Genomic DNA, 25,504 nt, shown 5'->3' with positions numbered 1-25,504 from the left:
TGTTACAAGGAAGAGTCAATGAGTACCTTACCCTTAAAAGCAATTGTTGAGAAACTCACGCCACAAGCGCGGTTGAGTCTCGAAAAAGCCGCGGCTTGCGCAAGCAGTCGCAGTCATTTCAGTGTCGATGTTGGGCACTGGTTGTTTGAACTCTCAAATAGTCACAGCACGGACTTTATTTCTATTGCGCGTCTTTTCAATATTGATGAAGGGGCATGGTGCAGTGATTTAACCCGTTATTTGGAGCGCCAAAAAACAGGTAGCAGCGAAGTCCCTGGCTTATCAGCGAACATTGTTGATTTGCTCAGTAACGCTTGGATGAGCGCAACCATCGCATTCAACGAAACCCAAATCGATGTCGTGCATGTGCTATTTACACTCGTCAATGATGATGGCGGATTATTGATTCCAAGCCAGTACACTGCCGAGCTGAATAAGATTGATCCGCAGGCCTTACAGCAACGTTGGCAGGAAGGTTTGGGTGAGGGTGTGCAAACGGGGGCACCTGCGCCGCAAAGCAAACATACGCCCGCACTCGATCAATATACGATTGATCTCACGGAACAAGCGCGTAACGGCAAACTCGATCCTGTGGTTGGGCGGGATAATGAAATCCGTCTGATGATCGATATCTTGATGCGCCGACGTCAAAACAACCCTATTTTGACAGGTGAAGCCGGTGTCGGTAAAACGGCGGTCGTGGAAGGCTTGGCATTAAAAATTGCTACTGGCGATGTGCCTGATTCGCTAAAAGGGGTAGCGATCAAGAGTCTTGACTTGGCCTTACTGCAGGCGGGCGCAGGCGTTAAAGGTGAGTTTGAAAATCGCCTTAAATCTGTAGTGAGTGAAGTCAAAGCATCAGCAACACCCATCATTATTTTCATCGATGAAGCACACGGCTTAATTGGTAATGGCAATGATGCGGGAGATGCGGCGAACATCTTGAAGCCCGCTTTAGCACGTGGAGAACTGCGTACCATTGCCGCGACGACGTGGGCAGAATACAAAAAACACATTGAAAAGGATGCAGCACTAACACGGCGTTTTCAGCTCGTCCAGATTGATGAGCCAAACGTTGAAGGTGCCATCGATATGCTTCGTGGCCTTGTCAACATGATGGAAGCGCACCATGGTGTGAGAGTCACGGCGAAAGCGCTAGAAGCTGCCGTTAAGCTTTCTGACCGTTACATCCATGGTCGTCAACTGCCCGACAAAGCGGTTTCTCTGCTTGATACTGCATGTTCACGCGTAGCGTTAAGCCAATCAGTGATCCCCGCGCGTCTCGATATGCTCGATAAGAAGATGGATGCATTTCGCGCAGCGCAAGATCAACTGATGCGTGATGCGCAGCTAGGTGAGGAGAATCAACAAGCCTTAGCAGAGATTGAAGCAAAACTCGCTGAGTTGGGTGATGAACGCGCGACATTGCAGCAGCAATGGGACAGTGAGTCAGAGTCGGTAGAGTCTGTATTGTCATTGCAAAAGCAGTTGCTCACCGATGATGAGTCGCTTGATCGCGATGCATTAAAGGGGCAGTTAGCGGAAGCGAAGACAGGGCTTGAAGCGGCTGAGCAGCCAATGATCTTCACCTGTGTGAATGAAAACCTCGTTGCTGAGATCATTTCGGACTGGACGGGGATTCCTGTTGGTCGAATGCAAACCGATGAGATAGCAGGTTTGTTACAATTGCAAAGCCGGCTGTGTGAACGTGTCATTGGTCAAGACCATGGATTGAAGATTATCGCCGAAGTTGTTCAGACTGCGCGCGCGGGCCTAAACGATGAGAAGAAGCCAAATGGTGTGTTCTTCCTGACTGGCCCAAGTGGTGTGGGTAAAACCGAGTCTGCGCTCGCGCTAGCTGAAGAGGTGTATGGCAGCGAAGACAATATTACTGTGATCAACATGTCTGAGTTTAAAGAGGAGCATAAAGTCAGCCTGCTACTCGGTTCACCTCCGGGTTATATCGGCTATGGGGAAGGCGGTGTGTTGACAGAGGCTGTGCGTCGTAAGCCGTATAGCGTTATCCTACTTGATGAAATGGAGAAGGCACATCCAGGTGTACAAGATGTGTTTTATCAAGTGTTTGATAAAGGGACGATTAAAGATGGCGAAGGCAGGGATATCGACTTCCGTAACACCATTATTATCATGACCTCTAATGCGGGGACTGACACGACGATGGAGCTTTGCGCGGACCCTGATTTGATGCCTACGCCAGAAGCCTTGAGAGAGGCGCTGCGGGATGACCTATTACAAAGCTTTAAGCCTGCCTTTTTAGGCCGGTTGAACATTATCCCTTATTTACCTCTCAATGATGATGTTCTGTCCAGCATTATTGATTTGCAGATTGCCCGAGTGGAAAAACGCCTGAAGTCGAATTATAGTGCCGCACTTAATTTAACATCTTCAGTCAAGGAATATATTCTGTCACGTTGTAACGAGACAGATAGTGGTGCAAGGGTAATTCAGAACTTACTTCAAAATGAGATCTTGCCCCAAATTTCAGAGAAGGTCCTTTCTGCCATGGCAGAACGTATTTCTTTCACTGAAGTTTTACTCGAAATTGAAAATGATATTTGTCAGGTGAAATTAAAGTAAGCGAATAATTCTTGCGAAAAAAAATGCGAGATGCCTCACGAGAAATTACGGCCAAGATTTTAGTCGTTTATTTCTCGTGGAATTATTCACAGGCCAAAATTAGTCATTAATGTGCTAATTATCAATTCCCTTTCTTTCTCGCTCTGGATAAGTGAAGGGATTTAAACCGCTCATATAATTGAGTTATTTGTCATAAATGCTAAAGGAGATTAGCATGCAATCTAATACGTACCTTAAATATTCCAGTATTAAGGGTGAGGCTACTGCAGAAGCTTATAAAGACATGATTACACTTCTGTCAGTTGATTGGAGTGTAGGTCGTGAAATCACGTCTTTCACAGGTACTGCGCAAGACCGTGAAGCGAGCTCTACTCGTCTATACGACATGACTATCACTAAACTACAAGATAAAGCATCTCCGGATCTTTTCCGCGAAGCGACTATCGGTAAAGGTGAAAAAGCTGAGTTCTTCATCACTAAGCAGGGTGAAAAAGTTGAAGAGATCATGAAAATTGATCTAACTGACGCAATGATTTCAAGCTACTCTGTGTCAATTCAAGACGACCGTCCTGTTGAGACTATCGTTATTTCTTACACAGAAATGCTAATGAAAGTTACACCTACCGATGACAAGAACAACGTTCAAGCGCCATTGGTATACGGCTACAGCGGCGTCAAAGGCCAGCCAATTTAATACCCCTAGCTGCAGAGGGTTGGCCTCTGCAGCTATCTTTTCACTGATGTAGATTCGAGTATGAAAAAAGCAAGCCAAGATAATAACGTTATTGCGATTTTTACCCCAATGGGTAAGGACAAGTTAATTCTTGATAATGTGGAATATCAGGAAGGCATTTCACAGCTTTTCTCTATTGTTGCGTCGGTGCATGTCAATGGCACAATTGCAGATGCAAATAAACTTGTAGGGCAACCCGCCATTGTCTCTATGAAACTTCAGGATGTTTTTGGTGGTTACCGTTTTTTAAATGGTGTGGTTACGCGCGTAAGGAGTGCTGGTACACGTGTTGCGGAAAATGCGCAAGGTGAGCTTTACCGTAATTACAAAATTATCATTGAGCCAAAAATGGCGTTTGCTGCGCACAAAGTCAATTGCCGTGTTTTCCAAAACATGAGCGTTGATGAAATTGTTATTAAGCTGTTTGGTGAAAACGGTATTGATTTTGAAAATAAACTTGAAGAGACATACCCAAAGTTTATTTATAAAGTCCAATATAACGAAAGCGATCTCGATTTTCTGCTAAGAATAATGGCAGAAGAAGGTATCGCGTTTGTTTTCGAACACAGCAAATCAAAGCACACATTAGTGCTACATGATAGCGAGAGTTACTATCAGGATGCACCTGAGGCGGTTGTCGAATACCACAGTGGTAGTATTTCTGGTCAACACGTCAGCTTCTGGGAAGAAGAAACCGGATCAACACCAATGGGGTCAGCAGTCTCAGGTTACAACTTGCAGGCACCATCCGCATTACCACAATCGAGTTTTTCGGCACCGCATGGAGGATTCCAGCCCCCGGGTAGTGAACACTACGTGTATCAAGGTGAGTCGGAGTTCAATAGCCGCGTTGCTAGTATTGCGCCAAAGCGCCTTGAAGCGCTACAGCGAGATGGCTGCCGTTACTTTGCAAAATCTGACTGCCGTACCATGGGGGTGGGTAAAACATTCGCCTTCGCAAAACACGTCAACCCTAACTATGTTGGCCCAGCTTACTTAATCACACAATGTACGATCTATGGCAGTGTGAACAACCAAGTGGGTTTATCGAATGCAACAGGTGACGGCATCAAAACAAACTTTACCTGTGTAGAGCGTGCGGGTGTTTATCGCCCGCCGGTGAAATACAACAAGCCAATGATCTACGGCGCGCAAACGGCCACGGTGGCGGCTAGTAGTCCGTCGGAACAACCCGGTGATATCAGCGTCGATAACCTTGGCCGAGTGAAGGTTTATTTTCATTGGGACAGAGAAGGTCAATCTGAACAGATGCCATCTTGCTGGATCCGCGTCGCCCAATCGAGTGCGGGTAACCAGTGGGGCAGCGCATTCTTGCCGCGCGTTGGCCAAGAAGTGGTGGTCGAGTTCTTAAATGGCGACCCTGATCAGCCGTTAATCACAGGGTGTCTATATAACGGTGAGCAGTCGCCTCCGTACGCACTGCCTGGACGTAGAAATGAATCGGGGATTAAAAGCCGTACAGTAAAAAGTGAATCAGATAAATACAGTGAGATTCGTTTTGATGATACGCCGGGCGCAGAGCTGCTGGCATTGCGTGGAGAAAGAGATTATTTACGTCAAATTCTAAACGATGAAAGTATCGAGATTGGTAACAACAGCTTAACGCAAGTTCAAGAAAATCAGGAAGTTCGTGTAGGAAAAAATCTCACAGTTAAAGTTGCTGAAAACGAAAGTAAAGAGGTCGGTGCTGTTTATGACCTGAAAGCAAATGACAAGCTCACACTAACCTGTGGTGCTTCCAAAATCACACTGACGAGTGGCGGAGAAATATCTATCGAAGGTAATGCGATTAAAGTGAATGGGTCTACAATTGATGTAAAAGCTGGAAAAATAGCACTTAACTAAATTAATGATAAACAACGTAACTATCAGAGTTGGGTATGGGACCAGTATGGTTTTCAATGAAGGGGATGCAGCTAGGTAAGAACGTAGCGCAACTAGAATTCCCATATTTTAGGGGGCTCGCTTCTGATCAAGTTGAGTCAGAGCATTGTACCGATGAAGAGCTAAGCATTGGAATAACGACGACCGATGCAAATGAGAGAATAGAAGCATTGCTAGATCTTGCTTTCAATAATCTTCGAGTTGATTGGGGACAAGCGCCGGTAGTTGTTTTGATGCCGAGACATCTAAGTAAAATCAAAACAAACGTGATATCTCATTTGAAGGACTACATTCCAAGTCTCAGTGAGGCATTACCTCACAAAATAGTTGCATTGGGGCGGGTTTCTTTTTTCTGGTCAATCAAACATATCGAAGCCTGTTTAGAGAGCTACCCGTTGGTTTGGGTGGTAGGCATTGACACCAATGAATTTTTCTTAACCGGAAAAGTGAGTTGCTCCTCTAGGCCAACTGAATCGATTCTCGTCGTCAAAATAGAAAAGTCGCCAAATGGTGTAAGTATTGATTGGACGCACAATGATATTGCGACAAATAAAGAACAGCACCCGATAGTCGCGAAGCGACTTATAGATACTGCGGCTAGCCGATTCAAGCCGAATGACGTGTTAAGAGCCATTTATCATCCTTATTTCGTTGGTCCGAAAACCTTTTCTCTTTGGGGGGCAGGTATGAGTTCTATTTCGCCCTATGTTTCGCTCAGTACAAGCTACCTTAGCTTAGAGCATGACTTTGGTGATTTGGGGCCGAATCTGCCGCTGATGGAACTACTCGACTTACAACGAAATTTCCTCTCTTTGAAGTACCACTCTCATCACAACGTTATGTTGTTCAACGGAACTGAAGATGGTTTTGCAAGTTGTATGAACGTTTCATATAAGTGAATTAATGTGATTGTCAGTGAGGGATCCATTCCAAAGGTGCTGCAAGTTTCGCGCTCCTTCATGCACAACAATGAACTTGTTCGAAATCTAACAATAGTGTTTTTATTGCTCGAGAGAGAAATCATAAATTGATCGTCACGGTATCGACTTAAGGAGCGAGAAATGGGTAAACCTGCTGCAAATGTAGGGAGTGGTCATAGCTGTCCGGCAAAGACGGGTAAAATTCCGCATGTCGGTGGCCCTGTCGCCACAGGCTCTGGAAATGTGTTTGTAGAAGGAAAGCCTGCTTCAAAAGTTGGTGATATGTGTGTGTGTTGTGGACCGCCTGATTCAATCGCCGCTGGGTCAGGCTCAGTGTTTATAAATGGCCAGCCCGCTGCACGAATGGGAGACGGCACAGCTCACGGTGGTAGCGTAATCTCGGGTGCAGCTACTGTCACCATAGGGGATGCTGGAATTGCATTTAGTCCACAGACGGTGAATGTGGAAAAGGTGGTTGTGTCTTTACAGCGTTCAGGAGATAGCTGCGCTGAATCTGCATCGCCAGCGGTGGAAACGCAATCAAATTCAGTTGCGCCTATAGAAGATGAGCCAATAAAAGTGCCTTCAGTAAAGCTAATCGATCAGCATGGGAACCCATATGCTGGATATCAATATGTGATTAATAAGGGTGGGAATGAGTTGAAACGTGAAGTTCCCAGTGATGGTATCATTACACTCGAAGAATACGAAAATGACAGTGAAGTTAGTATCGAATTTTGGCAAGCTGATAATGAATACACGGTGTTCTCAAGGAAAGTAAAACTTAAGTCGTTAGAAGACCAAAGTTCGGGGAAAGGAGTTCAGCAACGTTTAAGAAATCTAAGTGTATTAACGAGCAAAGTTGACGGTAACATCGCAGAAGTAACAAAGCGAAATATATCCTATATACAGTATGTGAATGGTGAAAAAGTAGACGGAGCGGTATCCAAAAATCTGTTGATCTTGATCAGAAATACAAAGTTAGAGAGTAAGTAGATGTATAATTGGGAAGAGAGTTTTCAAATTGATGGTGATTTCCTAATTGAAAGTGGGGAGGAGATGAGAAGGTATGCCGATCTCTTAGAAAAAGAATTAGAAAATGAAAACATTTCTGAGATCGAGAAATTAAAACTTCCTCAAGACATTCAATCATTAAGAGAAACTGCTCAATTTTTTGATGAACAGTTTCGAGATCTAATTGAAAGGCATAAGCAAGAAAACCACTATGAGAACTATTTACAAGATTTAGAAAGAAATATCGAGACTCTGGAAAAACGGCGTCAAGAGTATCAGCAAAGATTTTCACTCGTAGAGTTTGTCAAACATGACGCGCAAGGCAATTTATTGCCAGCTATGGACTGGAATCTAGAAGATATTGAGCCACTTCCTCCCTATACTCCAATGGTCACAAGAACCGCAGATACTCACCCAGAAGAAGACGGTGCGTATCAGACGACGGATATTGTTGAACCAACACCATACAACTATAGTAATGCAACATTCAGATATGCCGACAATCATGAAGTGATTAAAGATCGCTTCTTTATAGCCACAGAAGTGTATAAAACCGACGACGGAGAAGAGTATAGGGAATCAGAGGTTAAAATGGTTTATGTTGACATGAATGGTAAAGCCGTACATATCAAAACATATGGACATATTAACGACAGTGGGGGGTTTACATATCATTTGAATTGGCGTAGGGATAGATCTCCCTATTCTAGCTATTTCGGAAGAAGAAATGTAAATGAAAATATTTCCACATCACAATTAAAATTTTATGACTCACCTAAAGGTGGGATATTTCTATATCCATTAGATGAAGAAAATTTTACAACTGTAAACCTAGATAAGCTATCTGAAATAAGCGCGCCTGCTGGATTCAGTGGTGTTGCATCATTGATGGATAACAAAGTCGTTTATCCCATCAGAGACGAAGATCCAAAAATAAAAATATACATTTATACTGTACGCTACCGGAATGGAAGTATCGTATTGATAAGGCGCTGAATGATTTAGAGATAGCAAATACAGAATATCTACTTTTGTCGTTCCCTCATCAAAAAAAGGTCACTAACTTGATGATGATGGAAAAGTTTCTCGGAAACCACATTAACTTTCCTTATCAATCTTCAAAGGAATATACGAGAAACTTAAATCCAGACATCTGCCGTTCTTTATTCGACTGCGGCGCAGTCGGTGGTGATGATCATCTAGATGATGAGTTAAAGCGAAGAGAGGATTTGCTTGTTGAAGTGGTCTCGTTAAGAGATAAAGTGACGGATTACATCGAAAGACCACCATTAGGTACAGACTTATACCTACCAAAGCGGGCTGTGCTATCGAGTGCAAAAAAAGTTTATGAGTTAATTACTTCGCCAGCATTTATAGCTGAACTTGAACACTATATAGAGCACTATAAAGAGAATATTTCCGGAGAGAGTGATGGCGTGATTCCTCCCGGGCCCTACATGGTGAAAGAAGATAACTGGGAAGATATCTTCAAATCATTAGCAAAATGCTACGCAGAGTTGTCTAAGGTTCAAGAATATTGCGATCAAATTTGGAACAATGATCTTAAGTATGGGTTAGATGAACTTTTAGCGCATGATTTGCCAGATGAATTTACTCGAGAGTTTATAAGATTAGTTCAAGGAGACGTGTACGACTTCATTCAAGAGCAAAAAGATACTCTGAGTGATAGTTCAACTACCGGAGTTCCCAAGACAACTTCGAGTACAATATTCAAGCATTACGATGACCTCATAAAACCAATGTTAGGGCAGTTGATTCCGGGGGCTGGTGCACCGGGTCTATTGCAGGTCGTTCTCGCATGCTACCAAGGCCAGATAACAAATAAAATTTATAATGAATTAAGATTCAAACCATTGAGCCATATAAAGCTATTTTTCATATCGCTTAAAGTTATCAACGGGGCTTTGGTAGATGGATATCAGCAAGCGGTAAATGAGTTGGCTCGAAGCCTATCACTGACAGGAAATAGTAAGATAGATAACCGAGTCTTTGGCGAATCGAAAGGAACGTTTGGTAAATTTGTAAGGAACTTTCACCTTGACCTTGAGAGAAAGTTAAGTAACGGTGCTAACAAGAGTGTATTCGATAAATTCGATTGGGATACCAGTGACCGTATTCAGACTGAGCGAACGTCCTTACGGACGGGATCCGCAATTATCCGAGGCTTATATGCGAGTTATAATTTTGTTTACTCAGCACAAACCCTAATGGCTGCTTGGGAAAAGGCAGAAAAAGAGGGTTGGGATGATCACAAAACCTATTGGGAAGTAGTAAACGCTCTATCCGGTGTGTTTATTTCTGCGACTTCTGTATTTAACTCATCAATGAGTGTCTGGGGTTACTTTAGTGCGACGAGGTTTAATAAACTGAATCGTGGCTTAATGAGCACGTTAGCGAGCAATGCGGATCGTTTAAGTATGTACATTGGTTTTGCTGCTGGTGCTGTGGCTATTTATGATATGGTCGATCATTATCGCAACAATGATATGCTAGCCGCCGCGAGGTCAGGTGTTGAAGCGATGGGTAGTCTTGCATCAGCAGTAGGCTTGTTTATAGTCAGGCAAAAAGTAGTATCGTCAGCTTCTGCTGCGGGTTCTGCAATGCCAGTACTTGGCTTTGCGATGATTATTGTCGGCACAGCGATAAACGTATTTTGGTTAGCGTATGATTTGATTCCAGTCATACGAAGCTACTTTAAATCAAGTGAACAGCTAAGGCTAGAAGGGATTTGGAGCGCATTTGAAGAGAAAATAGAGCCGCCTCAAAAGCTGCTCGAAGAGTATGGGTACTGGTCAAAATGCTTGGTTGAGAAAAATAGTCTGAGTATAACAAGCCGGCTTTTGTCGCAAGAGGATATGTCGTTAGTTATCGATCTTAACCCTTTCAAAGGGTACAAAAGTAACACCCGATTAAACTGTAAAAATCATATAGAGTTGATAGAAAAAGTGTATGAGTATAGTGAAGTACTTAGCAGACGCCCTTCTATCGATACCGAAGACGTTATTCCTACCGTTGCGATTAGTCGTACATCCATCCGTCTCCAACAGCTTTCTTGGCGAGCTGTAGTGCCTTTGTATGTTGAGTTAGAAAGTGCGACGTCACTCTATGACTCTGTGGAGGAAATAGCAAAAGCCGTCACCATGCCTGAAGATGACCTGCATAGACGAAAATTCTCTATTACTCATAATTTTGGCTCCCAGTCGCAGTATGACACGCATTACGTTAGAGATGTGGTTACTTACTACCCTGCCTACTTTAATACCAAGGATAACCTGGATGATAGTGCCAGTTATTGGGGCTTTTCATCGCCTAAGTATGTTAATAATCTCATACAAATATATGAATTTAGAAAAGATAAATATACGGAGTTTTCAGCACTTATGGAAAGTGGCCAGTTAACCGTTGATAAGAATCATTTAATGCCACTGAGAAGTGATCTAGACTCTTTACATTACTATTTTAATCCAGTAAAAGTGGAGATACTGATGCATAGTATTCTAGTTTTATTTCTATTCATTATATCATTTAGTGTACTTTCAGCCGACATCAAGAGACCTGAAGACCTCCCTACTTTATCAAATGAGGTTAGTTATATAGAGTCATATTATGAGGGCTTAGATCGAACTGCTTACTATTTAATAGTCGGCGAGGATGTTTCTTTTAAAAAATTGGAAGCTCCATTTGAGTCACATAATTTCAATAAAAAGTATATGACTTTTGCTTTTTGAAGGAAAAGCCTGGAAGGCACTATAATATAAATATGTCAGGAGATACTCATGATATCTATATGGTTGATAAAAATGGTAGTGTTATAGCGGCTGGGATTAATCCTATAAATCTTGATACACTCCCTGATTTTTCACAACTCTCTAATATGAAATTCTTAGAGATTATCGGTTTGACATCAAGTGTTGATAATTTAGACTTAAAATTAAATTCTAATCTACAAGAATTGAAAGTAATGGTACACTCTATAAGTGACATACTTCTCCCAAATGATAGCTCACTGAGTCGAATACATGTTTCTACTTCAGTTAGAAGTGATATGGATAACATTGGCAATCTCGGTAGTTTAAAGTATCTACATTTGCAAGGAGACATTAAATTTGGGGGGGATCTACCGAATAGTTTGGAGTTTTTGAGTTTGAACTTCTATAGAGGGAATTTAGAGGATAGGCACTGTGGTCTAGATAATCTTATTTTTCTTTCGTTGCCACGAGAAGGGGTTTTAAAAAATTGTGACTATTCAGTAAATACTAAACTTAAGTATTTTTATATGAACAAGGTAAATAGTGTAATCGATATTAAATTACCTAAATCTCTAGTTACACTTCAAATGTCTGACATTAAATCAAATGATATTGACTTTCTCAGTAAAAATATAGCACTAGAAAATCTATACTTACTGGACACAGAAGTTAAAAGTTTAAAAGGGGCCGAATATCTTACTAATTTGTCTAGATTGGAAGTGAGAGAGTCGAAAATAGACAACTTAAAACCGCTTTCAAGACTACAGTATCTTCGTGTTATCAATATTCAAGACTCTAACGTTTCAACACTCAATGACCTATCTGAATTAGTCAATTTGGAAGAGCTATACCTTGATGGTGCGAATATTACGCATCTTTCTGGTATTCCCAAGCTAGTTCATCTCAAAAAATTGAGGCTATATGATAACCCGATAAGAGAGATAGATGTATCGACGCTGGAACAACTGAAGTTTTGTTACGTTAGTATGGATACTAATACACAAGCACTAAAAAAGTATCCTAACTTAGACGAAGCATTGTACCAACTCTCATCCAGAGGGACCTTACCACCTCTTCAATAGGACTTACAATGAATATAATGAGGACTGCGTGCAGTTTATCTATCTTGATTTCGTTTGGTTTTTTTTGCTATGAGCATTTAAGTAAAGATGATTGGGGTATACATGCTTATGTCGCAATTTCAGGCATTGCTTTAGCCGTGATCATGTTTGCTCACGCAATATTGACTTACGAGGAAGATGACTCGGAAAACGATGAATAGCGCGAGTGCTACTTTTAACTAATTGATGAATATACCAGCGAAGACGTTACTTTAGTTTCGACGTTGTCTTGCTCTGCTAAAGTAACTATCGAAGGACCTTGATCTCACTTTCCCAGCCGTTGCAATTAGCCATACTTCTATCTATCTCCAACAACTTTGTTGGCGACAGCTGCAGTACCTTTGTATGTTGCGTTGGAGAGTGCAACACTCTGTGACTTAAGCAAAGAAAGTGCTCGAAGGTTTTCAGTACTCGTTGAAAGTGGTCAACTTACGCTTGATGCAGATAGCCCAATGCCGAAAAGATACCTTTTTGATTCAATTCATTATTACTTCAATCCAGTAAATATTGGAGGTGACAATGCGTAGTTTTTGTTTTTCACTTTTTACTAATATCAGTCGAGGCGTTTTCTTTTAATTTTAAAACGTCTGAAGAACTACCATTTTCTTCTGAGGAAATAGAATACATTGAGATGTATTATAAAGGGTTGGATAGGTCGGTTTACTATTTGATTAATGAAGAAGACATTTTTCTCAGGAGGCTCGATGAAACATCGGAAAAAAATGACTTGGAAAGTAGCAGTGCAACGTATGCATTTTTGAGCGAAACGGACAATAAAAACTATAAAATAAACATGGCAGGAAATAGTCATGATGTGTATGTGGTGAATAGAAGAGGAGAAGTGATAGTGGCTGGTATTAACCCTCAAGGAACTAATTCTCTACCTGATTTCTCCAAATTTCGCAATATGGAATTTCTAGATGTTTCTGGTCTGACATCAGAAGTGGGATCTTTAGATTTAAGGTTAAATAATAAACTACAGGACTTGAGGGTCTTAGTACGCAAAATAGACGAAATATATCTACCAATTGAAGGCTTACTTAATCGTATTCTTGTGGCAAGTGAAAATAGAAAAAATAGAGCTAGAATTTATAATCTTTATCAGTCTTCAAATTTGAAATATTTGCGTTTACGGGGAGGTATTAAAATAGATGGTATCCCGAATGAGAATCTTGAGGTCTTAAATTTGGCAAATTATAGAGGTGAGCTCAAGGATGAGCATTGTGGCATAAACAATTTGATCTTTCTTTCACTACCAAGTATAAAAGGGCTAACAAACTGTGACTACTCTATAAATACTAAACTTGAGTATTTATATATGAATAAGGTAGATAGTGTAATCGGGATTAAGCTGCCTAATGAACTAGTTACACTTCTACTTTCCGGCGTTAAATCGGATGATCTTGGCTTTCTTAGCGAAAATATTGCATTAGAAAACTTATACTTATTGGACACGGAAATTAAAAGTTTAAATGGAATTGAATCTCTTACTAATTTGACAAGATTAGAAGTGAGAGAATCTGAGATAGATAGTTTGAAGCCAATTTCGGGTCTGAAGAATCTTCGCGAGGTTAATATTTTTGGTTCTAACGTTTCAACACTGAGTGAACTATCGAAACTCGTTAATTTAGAAGAGTTGTACCTTGATGATGCGAAAATAACGAGTATTTCTGGTATTTCTAACTTAACGAATCTAAAAGAGCTCTCCTTATATAACAATCCAATTCAAGAGATTGATGTATCTACTCTAAGCAATCTGAAATACTGTACTGTCTATCTAAATACAAATACCCCTGCACTAAAAAAGTACACTAATTTAGATAATGCGCTATATCAACTCTCATCCAAAGGGACGTTACCACCCTTACAATAGGAATTGCAATGAATACAATGAGGCTAGTGTGCAGCTTATCTATCATCCTCACGTTTGGATTTGCTGCTTATGAACATCTAAGCAAAGATGAGTGGGGCCTTCATGCCTACGTTTATCTATTGAGTATTGTCGTCTTCGTGATCATTACTCTCCACGCGATATTGACTTACGAGGAAGATGACTCAGAAAACGATGAATAGCGCGAGTGCTACTTTTAACTAATTGATGAATATACCAGCGAGGACGTTACTTTAGTTTCGACGTTGTCTTAGTCGGCTAGAGCAACCATCGTGAATATGGTCTGAATTTCTCTGTCTCTATTGTTGTTTAAGTCAATAATGGTTTCCTATTTGATGTTGATCGCATTTATTTGGCACTTTTAGTACTGGCCTACATTTTCATGCGTCATACCTCCATTTTACTTTCGACGATGAAACAGAATGGATTTTGTCCTTGGTGAAGGTCATTAGAATCTCTTGTTTAGACAATTTTTAACTTTTAAGCATACAAAATTATCCGCTCTGATAGAGGGTATCAGAGCGGTGCGTTATTTGGATGGGAGGCGGCATAAGCCATGTCACTCAATGTTATCGACGTAGCAGATAAAAAAGGCGAGCGATATCGCTTTACAGATAGCTATAGTGTCGATCATAAGACCTTCAAAGATTACTTTGAGGCGAAAGAGTTCATTGATCAACTGGTCGATAGTGAACGTGATCTAGAGAATATCGCGGCGTGGATCGATGAAGAGAAGCTGCTTGATGTGCCGTTTGTCAGTTCGTTAGCAACGGATGACTTGGTTGCCCATGGGCTGCTCAATCAGCAACTCTATGCCAGTTACTTACCTAAGGTAGTGATTCAATCGGCGGTGGGTGAAAACTCGACGGTAGAAATGCCACCTCGGCCACCTTTACCTGCTCGGCAACAAAGTAGCGGTAAAAGCGGCGGGCGAGGGGGAAATAGCGTCTCGAATGATGGGAATAGCTTTAATACCGACAATGCGGCGACTGGGGGCGACCCTGTTGCCATGTTCAATGGTGAAGAGTTATTAACCTGTGACGATGTGTTGATCCCAGGCACGGACCTCTATTGGCAGCGACGCTATCGCTCATCGCGCTGCAGCGATGACACAGGTATGGGGCGTGGCTGGCGACATGGTTTTGATTATCGCCTTGAGGAAAAACGCAACGATAAAGAAGAGATCACCCATTGGATTTTTACCGATAATCAAGGTAATCCGATGGAGTTTGAAGCGGTTGATCCGGGTGCGGTTAGCTATCAACGTCGTGCCGGTGCCAGTATGCATCACCATGTTGGCGGACACTGGTTGATCACATTACGCGATGGGCGGCAGCTTAAGTTTGCGCATATTCATAAAAGCTGGTGCTGTATTCAGCTTCGTTTCCCGCAAGCGGTACAACTCGACTTTAAATACTCCTTGGCGGCGAAGCTAATAGCCGTAATCCAAAATGGTGCCGAGCAACTTTGGGTAAAATATAATCGTGATGGCGAGTTGGTTAAAATTCTTCGTCCTGCACCTTCATTACAACATGCGCCAACGCTGGTCGAATACGAGTACGATAGTGATGGTCACCTGATCTCGGCGGTTAATGGCCGAGGTGAAAAAGAGCGCTACAGCTACCGCGACGATCATTTGATTATGCTGCGTCAACGTGCCAGTGGATTAAACCACCACTTTGTTTGGGAAGGGGATGCCGAGCAAGCGAAATGTGTACGCCAGCACAGTGATGATGGCTATTACGATTATCGCTTTAGCTTTAATGGCAAAGAGTCAAACTACCGCGATGCACAAGATCATTTATGGCAGTTTGTACATGACGACGAAGGTAACTTAAGCCAGTTACTCACGCCGGAAGGAAACGTCTGGTATTACGAATATAATGAGTTTCAGCAAAAAACCGTTGAGCGCGACCCGTGCGGCAACCAAACCCTCTATCAATACAATCGCTATGGCCAGCTTGTTTCTGAAATCCGCCCAGATAATCATGTTTATGAGTTTGCGTACAATGCCTTAGGGCAGTGTGTAGCATTAACCAACCCGGCAAAACAGACATGGCGCAATCACTATAACTCTTTGGGCTTGCTGACTCACAGTGCAGAGCCTGATGGGCGGGTGACTTACTATCATTACGATCCCAAAGGCCGGGTGAAAGAGGTGAGTTACCCAACGGGTAACAAAGCACATTGGTGGTGGAACAGTGCAGGCCAACCTGTCGCGTTTCGGAAAGACAACGTATTACAGCGTTATCATTACAACGCGCGCGGTCAATTGGATGCCATCGCCTATGCCGATGGCAGTATCGCGGAAATGGGCCACAATGACGTTGGCCAATTGGTGAAATACACCCTGCGTCATGAAGATATGGGCGACGTGATGCGTTGCCACGAGTATCGTTATGACAGTGCAGGGCGGGTCAGTGGTTTCGTTTTGGATGGCCAACGTGGATGTCAATTGGTGTGGGGTGAATTTGCCCAGCCAGAAATCATTGCTCGCCCTGATGATAGTGAGCTGCATTTCTCTTATGACAAATCACGGCAGATGGTCAGTATTGAGCGCAGTGATGGTCATGGTTTTGCGTTCAGCTGGACACCGGAAGGGCGAGTCGCAGAGCAAAAAGACAAATCGGGTAGCTTTACCCGCTATGAGTACGATCCTTGCGGTCGTCCTGTGCAGATTTATCAAGCAGAGCAGCAAATCAAGCTCGAGTACAATGCGAATGGCCGTGTCACGCAAGTGCGTGCGAGCAATGCGAATGCTTATGTTGAGCAACAGTATCGCTATGATGTCGCTGGTCGTCTATCTACTGCCACCAATGCGCATCAAACCGTTGTGGTCAGTTATCACCGTAATGGTATGCCTGAAAATGTCTGGCAGCATGGCCGTCACATTCAATATGAATATGATGAACGTGGTTTATGTTCCGTGCAGCGTTTTCCTGATGGCCAGCAGTGCCATCTTGCCTATAACGACGTTGGGCAACTCATCGCCATCACTCTCGATAACGAACAACAAGTCAATTTGGGTTACGACGAACTGGGCAGGGTGAATGAGATTTCCACGTTGCATGGTCGTAATACCCACAATACCGAGCAACGTATCTTTGATGGTTTAAGCCGCCTTGTCGCTCAGCAGTGGCCGCAACATGCCAGAAGTTATGAGTTTGATGCGCAGCACCGACTTAGCCATGTAGAAGACAGTGTCCATGGCAGCGCGGAATATCACTATGACAATGTCGGACAGATCTGCCGTGAGTTAGCGGGCGACAACGAGATCACTTACCCCTTGAACAGCTATGGCAATCGCAAAGACGCTGAGTACCAAGGAGATCGCCTAACGGCATGGGCAGACTACCGCTTTGCCTACGATGGACATGGTAATCAATGTTATCAAAGCTCCCCGAAAGGCGAGCAACACCGCATATTCAATGCCCTTAACCAACTGATTAGCCTCAATAACAACCGCTCGCTGACCGAGTACCAGTATGATGCACTCGGCCGTCGTTCGCGCAAAATCAGTGAGCACGGCACGATAGACTATTTCTGGGAAGGAAATCACCTCATTGGTGAACAACGTGATGGCCGTTACCGTTGGTATGTGTACTTGCCCGGAACCTTTATTCCGCTGCTTCTCATCGAAGATGACCAATTATATCTTTATCGCTGTAACCAAGTGGGTGCGCCGATCGCGCTGGTGGATACCAAGGGCAAAGAAGTGTGGCGTGCGCGGTATACCACTTGGGGTGAAGTTACTGTAGAACTCGAGACCATTTACAACCCATTGCGCTTTCAAGGTCAGTACTTTGATGAAGAGAGTGGGCTGCATTACAACTTAACCCGCTATTACGACCCTTTGTGTGGACGCTTTATTCAGCCTGATCCGATTGGTGTCAAAGGGGGGGTAAATCTCTATCAGTATGCACCTAACCCCGTGCAATGGATTGACCCACTCGGGATGAGCTGTAGCCGTGAAGATGGCACCAATGTGAATGGGGGCAACTTCAATGGCGACAATCATAACAATGTCGAGCGTGATGCAATGGGCAACGAGCTCGGCGGTGACAGCTGGCTCGATAACGCGTGTTGGATGCCCGATTTACCCGAGCCCGATTACAGCAAAGCCAAGCTCAAGAAGCCTGCATTTAAAGTGGTGGTGGAAGTGGCGGGTAAGCCTGCCCCCCATTCAGAACATTTGACTTTAGAGGCAACCAGCGCCCAAGAAGAGCAAAAATCGCGCCCAATCATCGATCAAACGGCGACGCACCGCAGCCTTAATACCTTTGAATGTGTGGAGAATGAGCCGAAAGATCTGTATCTCACCATTCCATTTGAAGCGCATGGTGAGCCGATGAAGTTGAAACTGGCGGAAGGCATTACACCAGTGGATGAAGGCGAAGAGCAAGAGGAGTGGCCCACCGTCATGGTGCCAGTGCGACTCCTAGCCTATCGCGACAAAGACAAAACTAAAGACAACGCGGCGGATTTACGCGGTGGTTATGTCTATCTGTTTTGGAAAGAGGAGTTATGGCGCGAGCTTGCCGTCGATAAGTTTGGCTGCTACCGCGATATCAACATAGTGAAATATCGCGAAGAGCAAGGCGGGGGATCTGAAGGATCAGAAAGCACGCCAAGCGACAGCGCCGAAGCTGAACAAGCAGAGAACGCGCAGCAAAGTGATGCCGAAGGTGATGAAAACAGTGATTTAAACACAGATCACCTCGGTAAACCTATCCTTCGCCAAGCGCACGGTTTTGGTCAAGAGCAGTTTTGGGTGCCTTACAAAATTGAGGGTGAAGCGCAGACCGGAGAGAACGGCTTCCGGGTGCTGTTTACGCCCGATCAGTTGACCTTTGATCAAATTAGTAAGTTCGAAGGCGACCAAGAGTTGCTCTACAAGAAATCGGTCCCGCTGGATGAAATCGCCCAATACAGCGGTGAGAAAGGCTTCAGTGAAGGTGAGCACATTCATACCGCGCAATCCAAAGTGCTACCCATCTCTGATGGCGATGACATGCCGTGGTTAACCGACATAGAAGAGATCCTCGACCATGTCGATGATACCAACACCGTTTATGGCTATGTGGATGGGCACAATGCGGGATTGCGAGTTCAAGTTGAAATTGGCGCCTCGGTTGAGTGGGATGAAGATGTACCTCGTAATCAAGTGGCTTTGTTGGTAGATAAAAACAGTGAATGGCGAAAAGCGATTCATCTGTATCAAAGCACAAGAAAACCGCTTTATTTGGAAGGGCGGTTTATTGGGATTCCAGACGATGGCTTATTTAGCCTTTATCTCATTAACGGTAACTCATTTGAAGATAGGGAATTGCTTTTTACAGATAAAACGTACAGTGAGATGACTGAAGATCAACAAGCAACGGAAGTTGAACCAGAAACGACTGCCGGTGCAGTCACACAAGAAGACATAGATGCATATCAAGATCGTAAAAATCAAGCATTCAATCATTTATTCGGTGGGTAGGGATAAAAAATGAAAAAAACTGAGTGGGTTGGTGGTGGAGTTATTGCTTTACTGGTTTTGATTGCGGCGTTTATGCAGGACGATACACTCCAGGCTGAAAACAATACACTAACAGAAGAAATTGATGTACTTGAAGCTAACGCTGAAGCTGTGCAAGAGGATGTGACAAGCGTATCCTCGCTAAGAGTCATTCTCGGAGGAAGGGAAGATCCTGAATATGAGAGTTATCTAGAGTGGATTGTAAGAAGAGATCTTAAGGGATGGTCGATTGATATTGATACGGTATCCCCAGCAGAGCCTGAAATGGCCGCTTGGGATGACGAATATACAATGCCACAAATGATGTTCTACCATGATGGCCACTATTGGACTGCTAACCTCGATGGCTCTGATATGAAAATCCTGATTCACAAGGATGAAGCGGATATATACTTTAACGGTACAATATCGCGTTCACCAGATGGAAGCCATATATTAATTTCTACGACTGAGCATGGAGGAGTGATTGGTGGCGATTGTCAGATGATGAATCTGAAAACACGAGAAAAAATAATACTCTCTCGCAGATTGGGTTGTGGTGTGCAGTGGACGAAAGATAGTAAACGTGCCTACATTGTTGGAACGGATGTTATCGGCTACTTTGACGTTGCTCTAGGCCGGTTGGTACGTTCTCATGAACTTAATGGAGTGGAGGGTCTGCATGGTCAATCAGGCGGTTATCTTTCGCCAGATGAAAATCATTTTATAATGTACTTCACAGAAGAATACGCCAAAACGCGGCCATTTCTCGATCCTTCAAAAGGTCGCTATGCGATATTTGATGCAACTACATTTGAGCTGGTAAAAATAGATGATTACTATCCTGATGGATGCAAGCGTGAACTTTATTATACTATAGACAAAAAATATTTTACTTGTGAGAAAGGTTATGATCATGTGAGTCACGACTATGAAGACCAACTGGGTGACATTTTCCTCTATGAAAATATATTGCCATTTGAGAAAGTTAGCCGAGTTAATTCACTGCGGCCAATTCTAGTTAACAAAAACAATCGCTTTATTATTCGATCATCAACATCTCTTATTCGTCATCGTGCAAACAATGAGTCATCCCCACTTAAATATCAAATAGTTAGAATTGAATTTGATGGGAAAACGGTAGGTCGACGAATGTATTGGCTGCCGCCGAATCTATCGGATAGCGTTGACGAACTAGATTTTAATATAGCATTCCCTTCTTTGCCTACTTATGAAGAACTTGAGCAAGCAAAATTGCGGTTGATGGGGAAGGAGGAATGATGACGAAGTTTGATGGCGTTTATTTGATGAACGCGCCTGTCAATCATAAAGGCGAGTACATAGGTGGATTTTTACAGCCGTTGGCTGATTATACTTTGTTGTTGAAATTAGAAGATAATGAGGATGAACAAAAGAGTGGCGAGATAGAAGGACAGGGCGATAGTGATGCACTTGAATCAGGCAACAGTGAGTCCAAATATCAGATAGCTTACACAGACAGCAATGGTATGTTGCACCGTATTAGTCGTGTCGGCAGTAGCAATAACGCGGATGATGATACTAATAACTTGCAACCAGACTTAATGCGTGGCAGCGAAGTTGCAGCTTCTCGCTTTTACGAGAGCAATGAAACGGTGAAAGGGCATTTTTTTCCTGCGGCAATCATACCGTTTGCAGTTGCAACAGATAAGGAACAATGGCTAGATAATGTCAGCCAAGTAGTTGGAAAGCATGCGGCGGATCCCTCGCATGACTTCCCTCTGAAAGTAGAGCAAGTTCATATTGATAGCCTACTTAACCCAGATGAGGTGAGCGCAGAAGAGGTTGTTGCAAAGAGTAACGAGCACAACGGCTTAGCTTACTGGCAACATTACAAAACGAGTTACCGAGAATGGAAAGAGGCAGGAAAAATTACGTTTGATGTGGTTAAAGTTCCTTATGCGAGTGTTGTTGTGCTGAATTTTTCTTCAGACATATTCGAAGGGGCGAAAGTCACTGTATCGGATTTACCAACAGAAGTGTCTTTAATAGGGATTCCTGAAGAGGGTGAGTCTAAGTCAAACATAAGTGTTGTAGAGAAGAAGTCCTTTAAAGCACCGGGAGACAAGTCAGACGACTATGAAGACACTCAGTTGGAGATGTTCCACGCCTCTTTTTTTCTTGATACGCCTCTTCCTTTTGCCTTTCCAACTAAATCGCAGTATGTACGATTTACTGTGGAACTTGATGAGGAAAATCGTTTAGCAAGTAGTTTTTTAAATAAAGGCGGGCCAGCATCATATACCTTTGTAGAACAAGTATTGCACTTTCCTATCTGCACACCTATCGGTCGCTTCTCTCTAGTTAATGGGGATCCTGTTAGTGCTGAAGAGGTATTATTAAATAGTTATCCGCAGATGTTTAAGCATGTCATTGCTGAGGCAAAAAAGCGAAAGACACCTAGTTTAATGACGTTGGAGTCAAAAACACCAGCCGCAGTATTGCACCCGATTATTACGGAAGATGCGATTTATAAATCAACAGTCTTAGTGAGCTCACGAGGTATTGGTCGAGTATCATTAACGGGCCTTGCGAATATTGCATTAAATAAGTTCCCCCAGTGGGAAGATGGAAATACAACAGATTTAGTGCTGGGTGTAATTGGCATACGTAATAATGTGGGTAAGTATCTACAGGATCTAGATGACATGGTAGGTCTTGGATTGACCCTTGAAAACGGGATCGACAATGTACTGGGTCTCGCGTTATCCGGTGGTAACAAGGTCAAGGATACGATTGGCGAGACACGAGCTTATCAATATATGTCCCGCATGTTCCAAGAGATGGGCAATGATATCAATGGTATGGTGATCACGGGTAAAGCGCGCGCTTTTATGGATCAAATTGGCCGATTTAATCAGTTTATCGGTACCCATGCGGGTACTGTCGATACTCTTATTGATGCCGGTGAAGCTATTTATCATTTTGCGCGATATGCTAAAGCTCAGGATAAAGCGAGTGAAATAAATACCACTTATAATGAACTGGTTGCGGACTATAGCTATAACGTTCAGACCATAGGATACGATCCCGATTTATTGAACGAGGACATGCTAAAAATTGGCCGTGCTAAGAGTGATTTAGCAGCGGCACTCTCTTTGTCTATCGCTGAGGAAATGATAGAACAAAACTCAACATCTGAGAAAGGGTTGATAGAGCTCTGTGTGCCGGTCTACTTTGAATTAGATAAGCCTGATCTAGGATGGGGAAATCAACAGTATTTATCTCAACTGGTGGACTTACTTGAATCGTTAGGACCGATTCCGATTAAGGTAGAGGGTTTTGCTTGTGACTGGGGTGAAAGCGGTTACAACATTGAACTGTCGCGTAAAAGAGCTGCTGCCGTATCAAATATGCTGATAGAAAAATTGTCTGATTCTTCATGGCAGCACTATATGATGGAGACAGGTTGGGGCCATGGAAGACAAAAGTATCCCCACTCTGAACGCGAGAAAAATCGAAGAGTAGATGTAATATTTAATCTAGGAACATATTTTCAGTTCCCGCCATGTCGTTCAGGCATCTATTCCATGCAAGAAAAGTATGCACAGTTGTTGACGTGTGAAATTACGCAAAATGAAGCGCTTATCTCTGGTTCAAAGAGCCTTTTGAGTTTATTTGCTGCGAGTCACCCACTATTATTTACAGCTTATAGTCTAGTGACTATAGGGGATATGATCGTATCCGGTGCAGAAGTCTTTGAACAGTACGATGATCCTAGTGGATTGGCTGATAAGAAAACAGTTAAAGAATTTTCCGAAAAAGTGTTGCTGCTCAAGGGTTGTATTTGAGCAATGAGTACTTTACGCGTGATTCGTTGTTTATAAAGAAAGCTTATATAAAACGTAATGTTGCTTTAATTGGTTTAGTAAGGCTAATTCATCGAAAAAAGATCGGACAGGATGGTTTCTTATACTCTTATGATTACTCAGGCACTGGCTATGTACCTGAGGTAACGCAAACAAAAGTCGATCTGGATTTTGATATCTTAGGTTACATAAGATACTACCTTTTAAATGATCAGTGGGATATCAGTAACAACTATTATGCTGTCCATTTGGATCAAGCATGGTTGGAAATGAAGAATTCGCTTAATCGAGGTGGTGTTGAAGGTTTAACGAGTGTGACTGCCGATATTTATGGCTCAGAGTTAACGTTACACCAACTAAAAATGTATGATGAAACGAAAAGTCATATTGAGAAAGGAAATCGTTTTAGGCAATTTTTTCCAGTACATTATTCTATTGCTGAACAGCAAGGAGAAGAAGTACTTGAGAATATGTTTGTAGATAATTTGCCAACGTTTGTTGACACTAACTCCAGAATACCTGTTTTTCTTCATAAAGAGATCTCGGTCAGGCCTAGAGGCTCAAGTGATGACAGTGCATGGCAACCACTAGCTAAGTATCTCGAGAGACCGGATAGGCAAGGTGTATTGTCGCCGTTTGATCAGGTACGTATCTTAGTGGTAGTAAATAAAGAAAGGCCTGAGATTGCGCAATGCATCAAGAAAGACTTAGCGTTAACACTGCCTATTTCCGCGAGAGCAGTGAGAGAGACAACGTTTGGTAGTTACGAGGCGAATCCCACTACAGAGTATGTTTATAAGTTAGATAGAAGCAAACTCACTGCGAGTGAAAAGGAAGCTGTCAATCGACGATTTGATCAAAATACCAGTATATTTGGAACTATTATTTACCCTGCTTATAGTTTTGGCCGAAATGTCTTCCGTGGAACTCGACCGATGGCCAAGCTAACGGATGGCCTCGTGGATATGTTCGAAGATTCGAGTTCTGGATCTAAGTCTCCTCGTGAAATAATGCGATACTATTATGAAGTTTTTCCTACCACGGCTAAGACAATAAAGTCTAAGGTAACTTATGATATGGAGTCGAATTATAATCCATATTATGATGTCCATATAGAACTCCCTGTCTATACCTTCCAGCTATCATTAGACCCAAATAGAAACTATCCAATAGACGATAAGAGCAATATTGTTTTTGATGATGGGCTGTTTATAGAAAAGAGCTTTTTGGAGAATGCTAATTTTACAAGCAAAAGTTCACCTGAATATGTTGAAGATCCTAATATTGCATTTTTGTTAAAGCAAAGTGGCAGCGATCTTAATACAGGATCACAGGCAGATAACCACAGAAACTTTGCTACTTCTATAGCTGGCTGGCAAACTGGAAAGCTAAGCTTAGAAAATAGCGGCCTGATTAATGTAGAGGGGTTAGATTGGCAAAAACCAGTAAGTGCGATGGTGATTGTTGCATCTAAGCACTCTGAAGGTAGGGATAAAGCGATTGAGAATGTAGGCTTTGATCCTAACTGGATGACGATTAAGTCAAAGATTAAGAGCTCGGTTGGTAATGAATATACTCTCGATAACTTGAATCAGCTTGTAAAGATAGGAACTATCGAGAAATCGGGATCTGACTATAAGTTTACCGAAAACACGAAGATAAGTGCTTCTTGGCAGGAAATCAAAGATGCCATATCTAATGAAGATGGTCTCTTTATGTCTTACCTGATGAAGGGATCCAAGAAAAAGCGAGATATTTTTGTCGCGATTGCTGACCTTGAATTTAGAAATGTGTGCGGAAGTAAATCTCAAGGCTTTAGACCACTTCATAGCGCACACTGGGATAGAGCTGGTGGTTCTAACACTTTTGTTACACCGGGAGTGAATGCACTAAGCAATATTGTATTTAGTATAGCTTCAGTCGAAGGTAGCGGGTTAAATAAAGGTAAGTCATTGACGATTAGACTAAACCCCTACTCGAGTTCGACACCAGCAGCTAACTGGGTTTCTTATAGTGACGACGATAAACTGAGGTTAGATGCGCTACCGGAGAATTCGGTTAAAGATAGTCGATTAGAGTATCTAAATCGTTGGCTAGAGGCGGTTGAATCCAACGATACTCAAAAACAAGCACAGGTCATTAATCGGTGGATAAGCGCTAGAGACTAATTTGAAGGATAGTTGGTCTTTAGGACTAACTATCGT

General features: G+C 42.7%; 15 protein-coding genes. All 15 read left to right on the top strand.

Annotated elements, in window-relative coordinates:
- Nucleotides 1-18 precede the first annotated feature (18 nt).
- Nucleotides 19-2,598: a type VI secretion system ATPase TssH gene (gene tssH, locus TSUB_RS22345; RefSeq protein WP_087020942.1), complete on the top strand. Its 2,580-nt coding sequence runs from the start codon at nucleotides 19-21 to the stop codon at nucleotides 2,596-2,598.
- A 214-nt stretch (nucleotides 2,599-2,812) separates the two neighbouring features.
- Nucleotides 2,813-3,292, top strand: a complete 480-nt coding sequence (locus TSUB_RS22340) for an Hcp family type VI secretion system effector (protein WP_087020945.1) — start codon at nucleotides 2,813-2,815, stop codon at nucleotides 3,290-3,292.
- 60 nt (nucleotides 3,293-3,352) lie between these two features.
- Nucleotides 3,353-5,197 carry a type VI secretion system tip protein TssI/VgrG gene (tssI, locus tag TSUB_RS22335; protein ID WP_087020948.1) on the top strand — a complete coding sequence of 615 codons (1,845 nt, stop codon included), beginning with the start codon at nucleotides 3,353-3,355 and terminating at the stop codon, nucleotides 5,195-5,197.
- Nucleotides 5,198-5,232: 35 nt separating this feature from the next.
- On the top strand, nucleotides 5,233-6,135 hold the full coding sequence (locus tag TSUB_RS22330) for a hypothetical protein (protein ID WP_159064906.1): 903 nt from the start codon (nucleotides 5,233-5,235) through the stop codon (nucleotides 6,133-6,135).
- A 162-nt stretch (nucleotides 6,136-6,297) separates the two neighbouring features.
- Entirely contained in the window at nucleotides 6,298-7,152 is an 855-nt protein-coding gene (locus TSUB_RS22325) for a PAAR domain-containing protein (protein WP_087020954.1), read from the top strand.
- Nucleotides 7,153-8,166, top strand: coding sequence for a hypothetical protein (locus TSUB_RS22320; protein ID WP_221274611.1), 1,014 nt, complete (start codon nucleotides 7,153-7,155; stop codon nucleotides 8,164-8,166).
- A gap of 68 nt (nucleotides 8,167-8,234) precedes the next feature.
- On the top strand, nucleotides 8,235-10,919 hold the full coding sequence (locus TSUB_RS22315) for a hypothetical protein (RefSeq protein ID WP_221274610.1): 2,685 nt from the start codon (nucleotides 8,235-8,237) through the stop codon (nucleotides 10,917-10,919).
- Between the two features lie 59 nt (nucleotides 10,920-10,978).
- On the top strand, nucleotides 10,979-12,022 hold the full coding sequence (locus tag TSUB_RS22310) for a leucine-rich repeat domain-containing protein (protein ID WP_221274609.1): 1,044 nt from the start codon (nucleotides 10,979-10,981) through the stop codon (nucleotides 12,020-12,022).
- Between the two features lie 8 nt (nucleotides 12,023-12,030).
- Nucleotides 12,031-12,222, top strand: coding sequence for a hypothetical protein (locus TSUB_RS22305; protein ID WP_159064873.1), 192 nt, complete (start codon nucleotides 12,031-12,033; stop codon nucleotides 12,220-12,222).
- Between the two features lie 506 nt (nucleotides 12,223-12,728).
- Nucleotides 12,729-13,934: a leucine-rich repeat domain-containing protein gene (locus TSUB_RS22300; protein ID WP_221274608.1), complete on the top strand. Its 1,206-nt coding sequence runs from the start codon at nucleotides 12,729-12,731 to the stop codon at nucleotides 13,932-13,934.
- A gap of 8 nt (nucleotides 13,935-13,942) precedes the next feature.
- Entirely contained in the window at nucleotides 13,943-14,134 is a 192-nt protein-coding gene (locus tag TSUB_RS22295; protein WP_087020778.1) for a hypothetical protein, read from the top strand.
- Nucleotides 14,135-14,508: 374 nt separating this feature from the next.
- Nucleotides 14,509-19,434 carry an RHS repeat-associated core domain-containing protein gene (locus tag TSUB_RS22290; RefSeq protein ID WP_087020781.1) on the top strand — a complete coding sequence of 1,642 codons (4,926 nt, stop codon included), beginning with the start codon at nucleotides 14,509-14,511 and terminating at the stop codon, nucleotides 19,432-19,434.
- A 9-nt stretch (nucleotides 19,435-19,443) separates the two neighbouring features.
- Nucleotides 19,444-20,733 (top strand): hypothetical protein, encoded by a 1,290-nt coding sequence (locus TSUB_RS22285; RefSeq protein ID WP_221274607.1) that lies wholly within the window; start codon nucleotides 19,444-19,446, stop codon nucleotides 20,731-20,733.
- Nucleotides 20,730-23,282, top strand: a complete 2,553-nt coding sequence (locus tag TSUB_RS22280) for an OmpA family protein (protein WP_221274606.1) — start codon at nucleotides 20,730-20,732, stop codon at nucleotides 23,280-23,282. Before TSUB_RS22285 ends, TSUB_RS22280 begins: the two co-directional genes overlap by 4 nt.
- On the top strand, nucleotides 23,279-25,468 hold the full coding sequence (locus TSUB_RS22275) for a hypothetical protein (protein WP_221274605.1): 2,190 nt from the start codon (nucleotides 23,279-23,281) through the stop codon (nucleotides 25,466-25,468). The genes TSUB_RS22280 and TSUB_RS22275 overlap by 4 nt, the downstream gene beginning before the upstream one ends.
- Nucleotides 25,469-25,504 lie beyond the last annotated feature (36 nt).

The organism is Thaumasiovibrio subtropicus, from assembly GCF_019703835.1.
In the GTDB taxonomy this organism is placed as follows: Bacteria; Pseudomonadota; Gammaproteobacteria; order Enterobacterales; family Vibrionaceae; genus Thaumasiovibrio; species Thaumasiovibrio subtropicus.
This window is presented reverse-complemented; position numbering and strand designations above follow the sequence as displayed.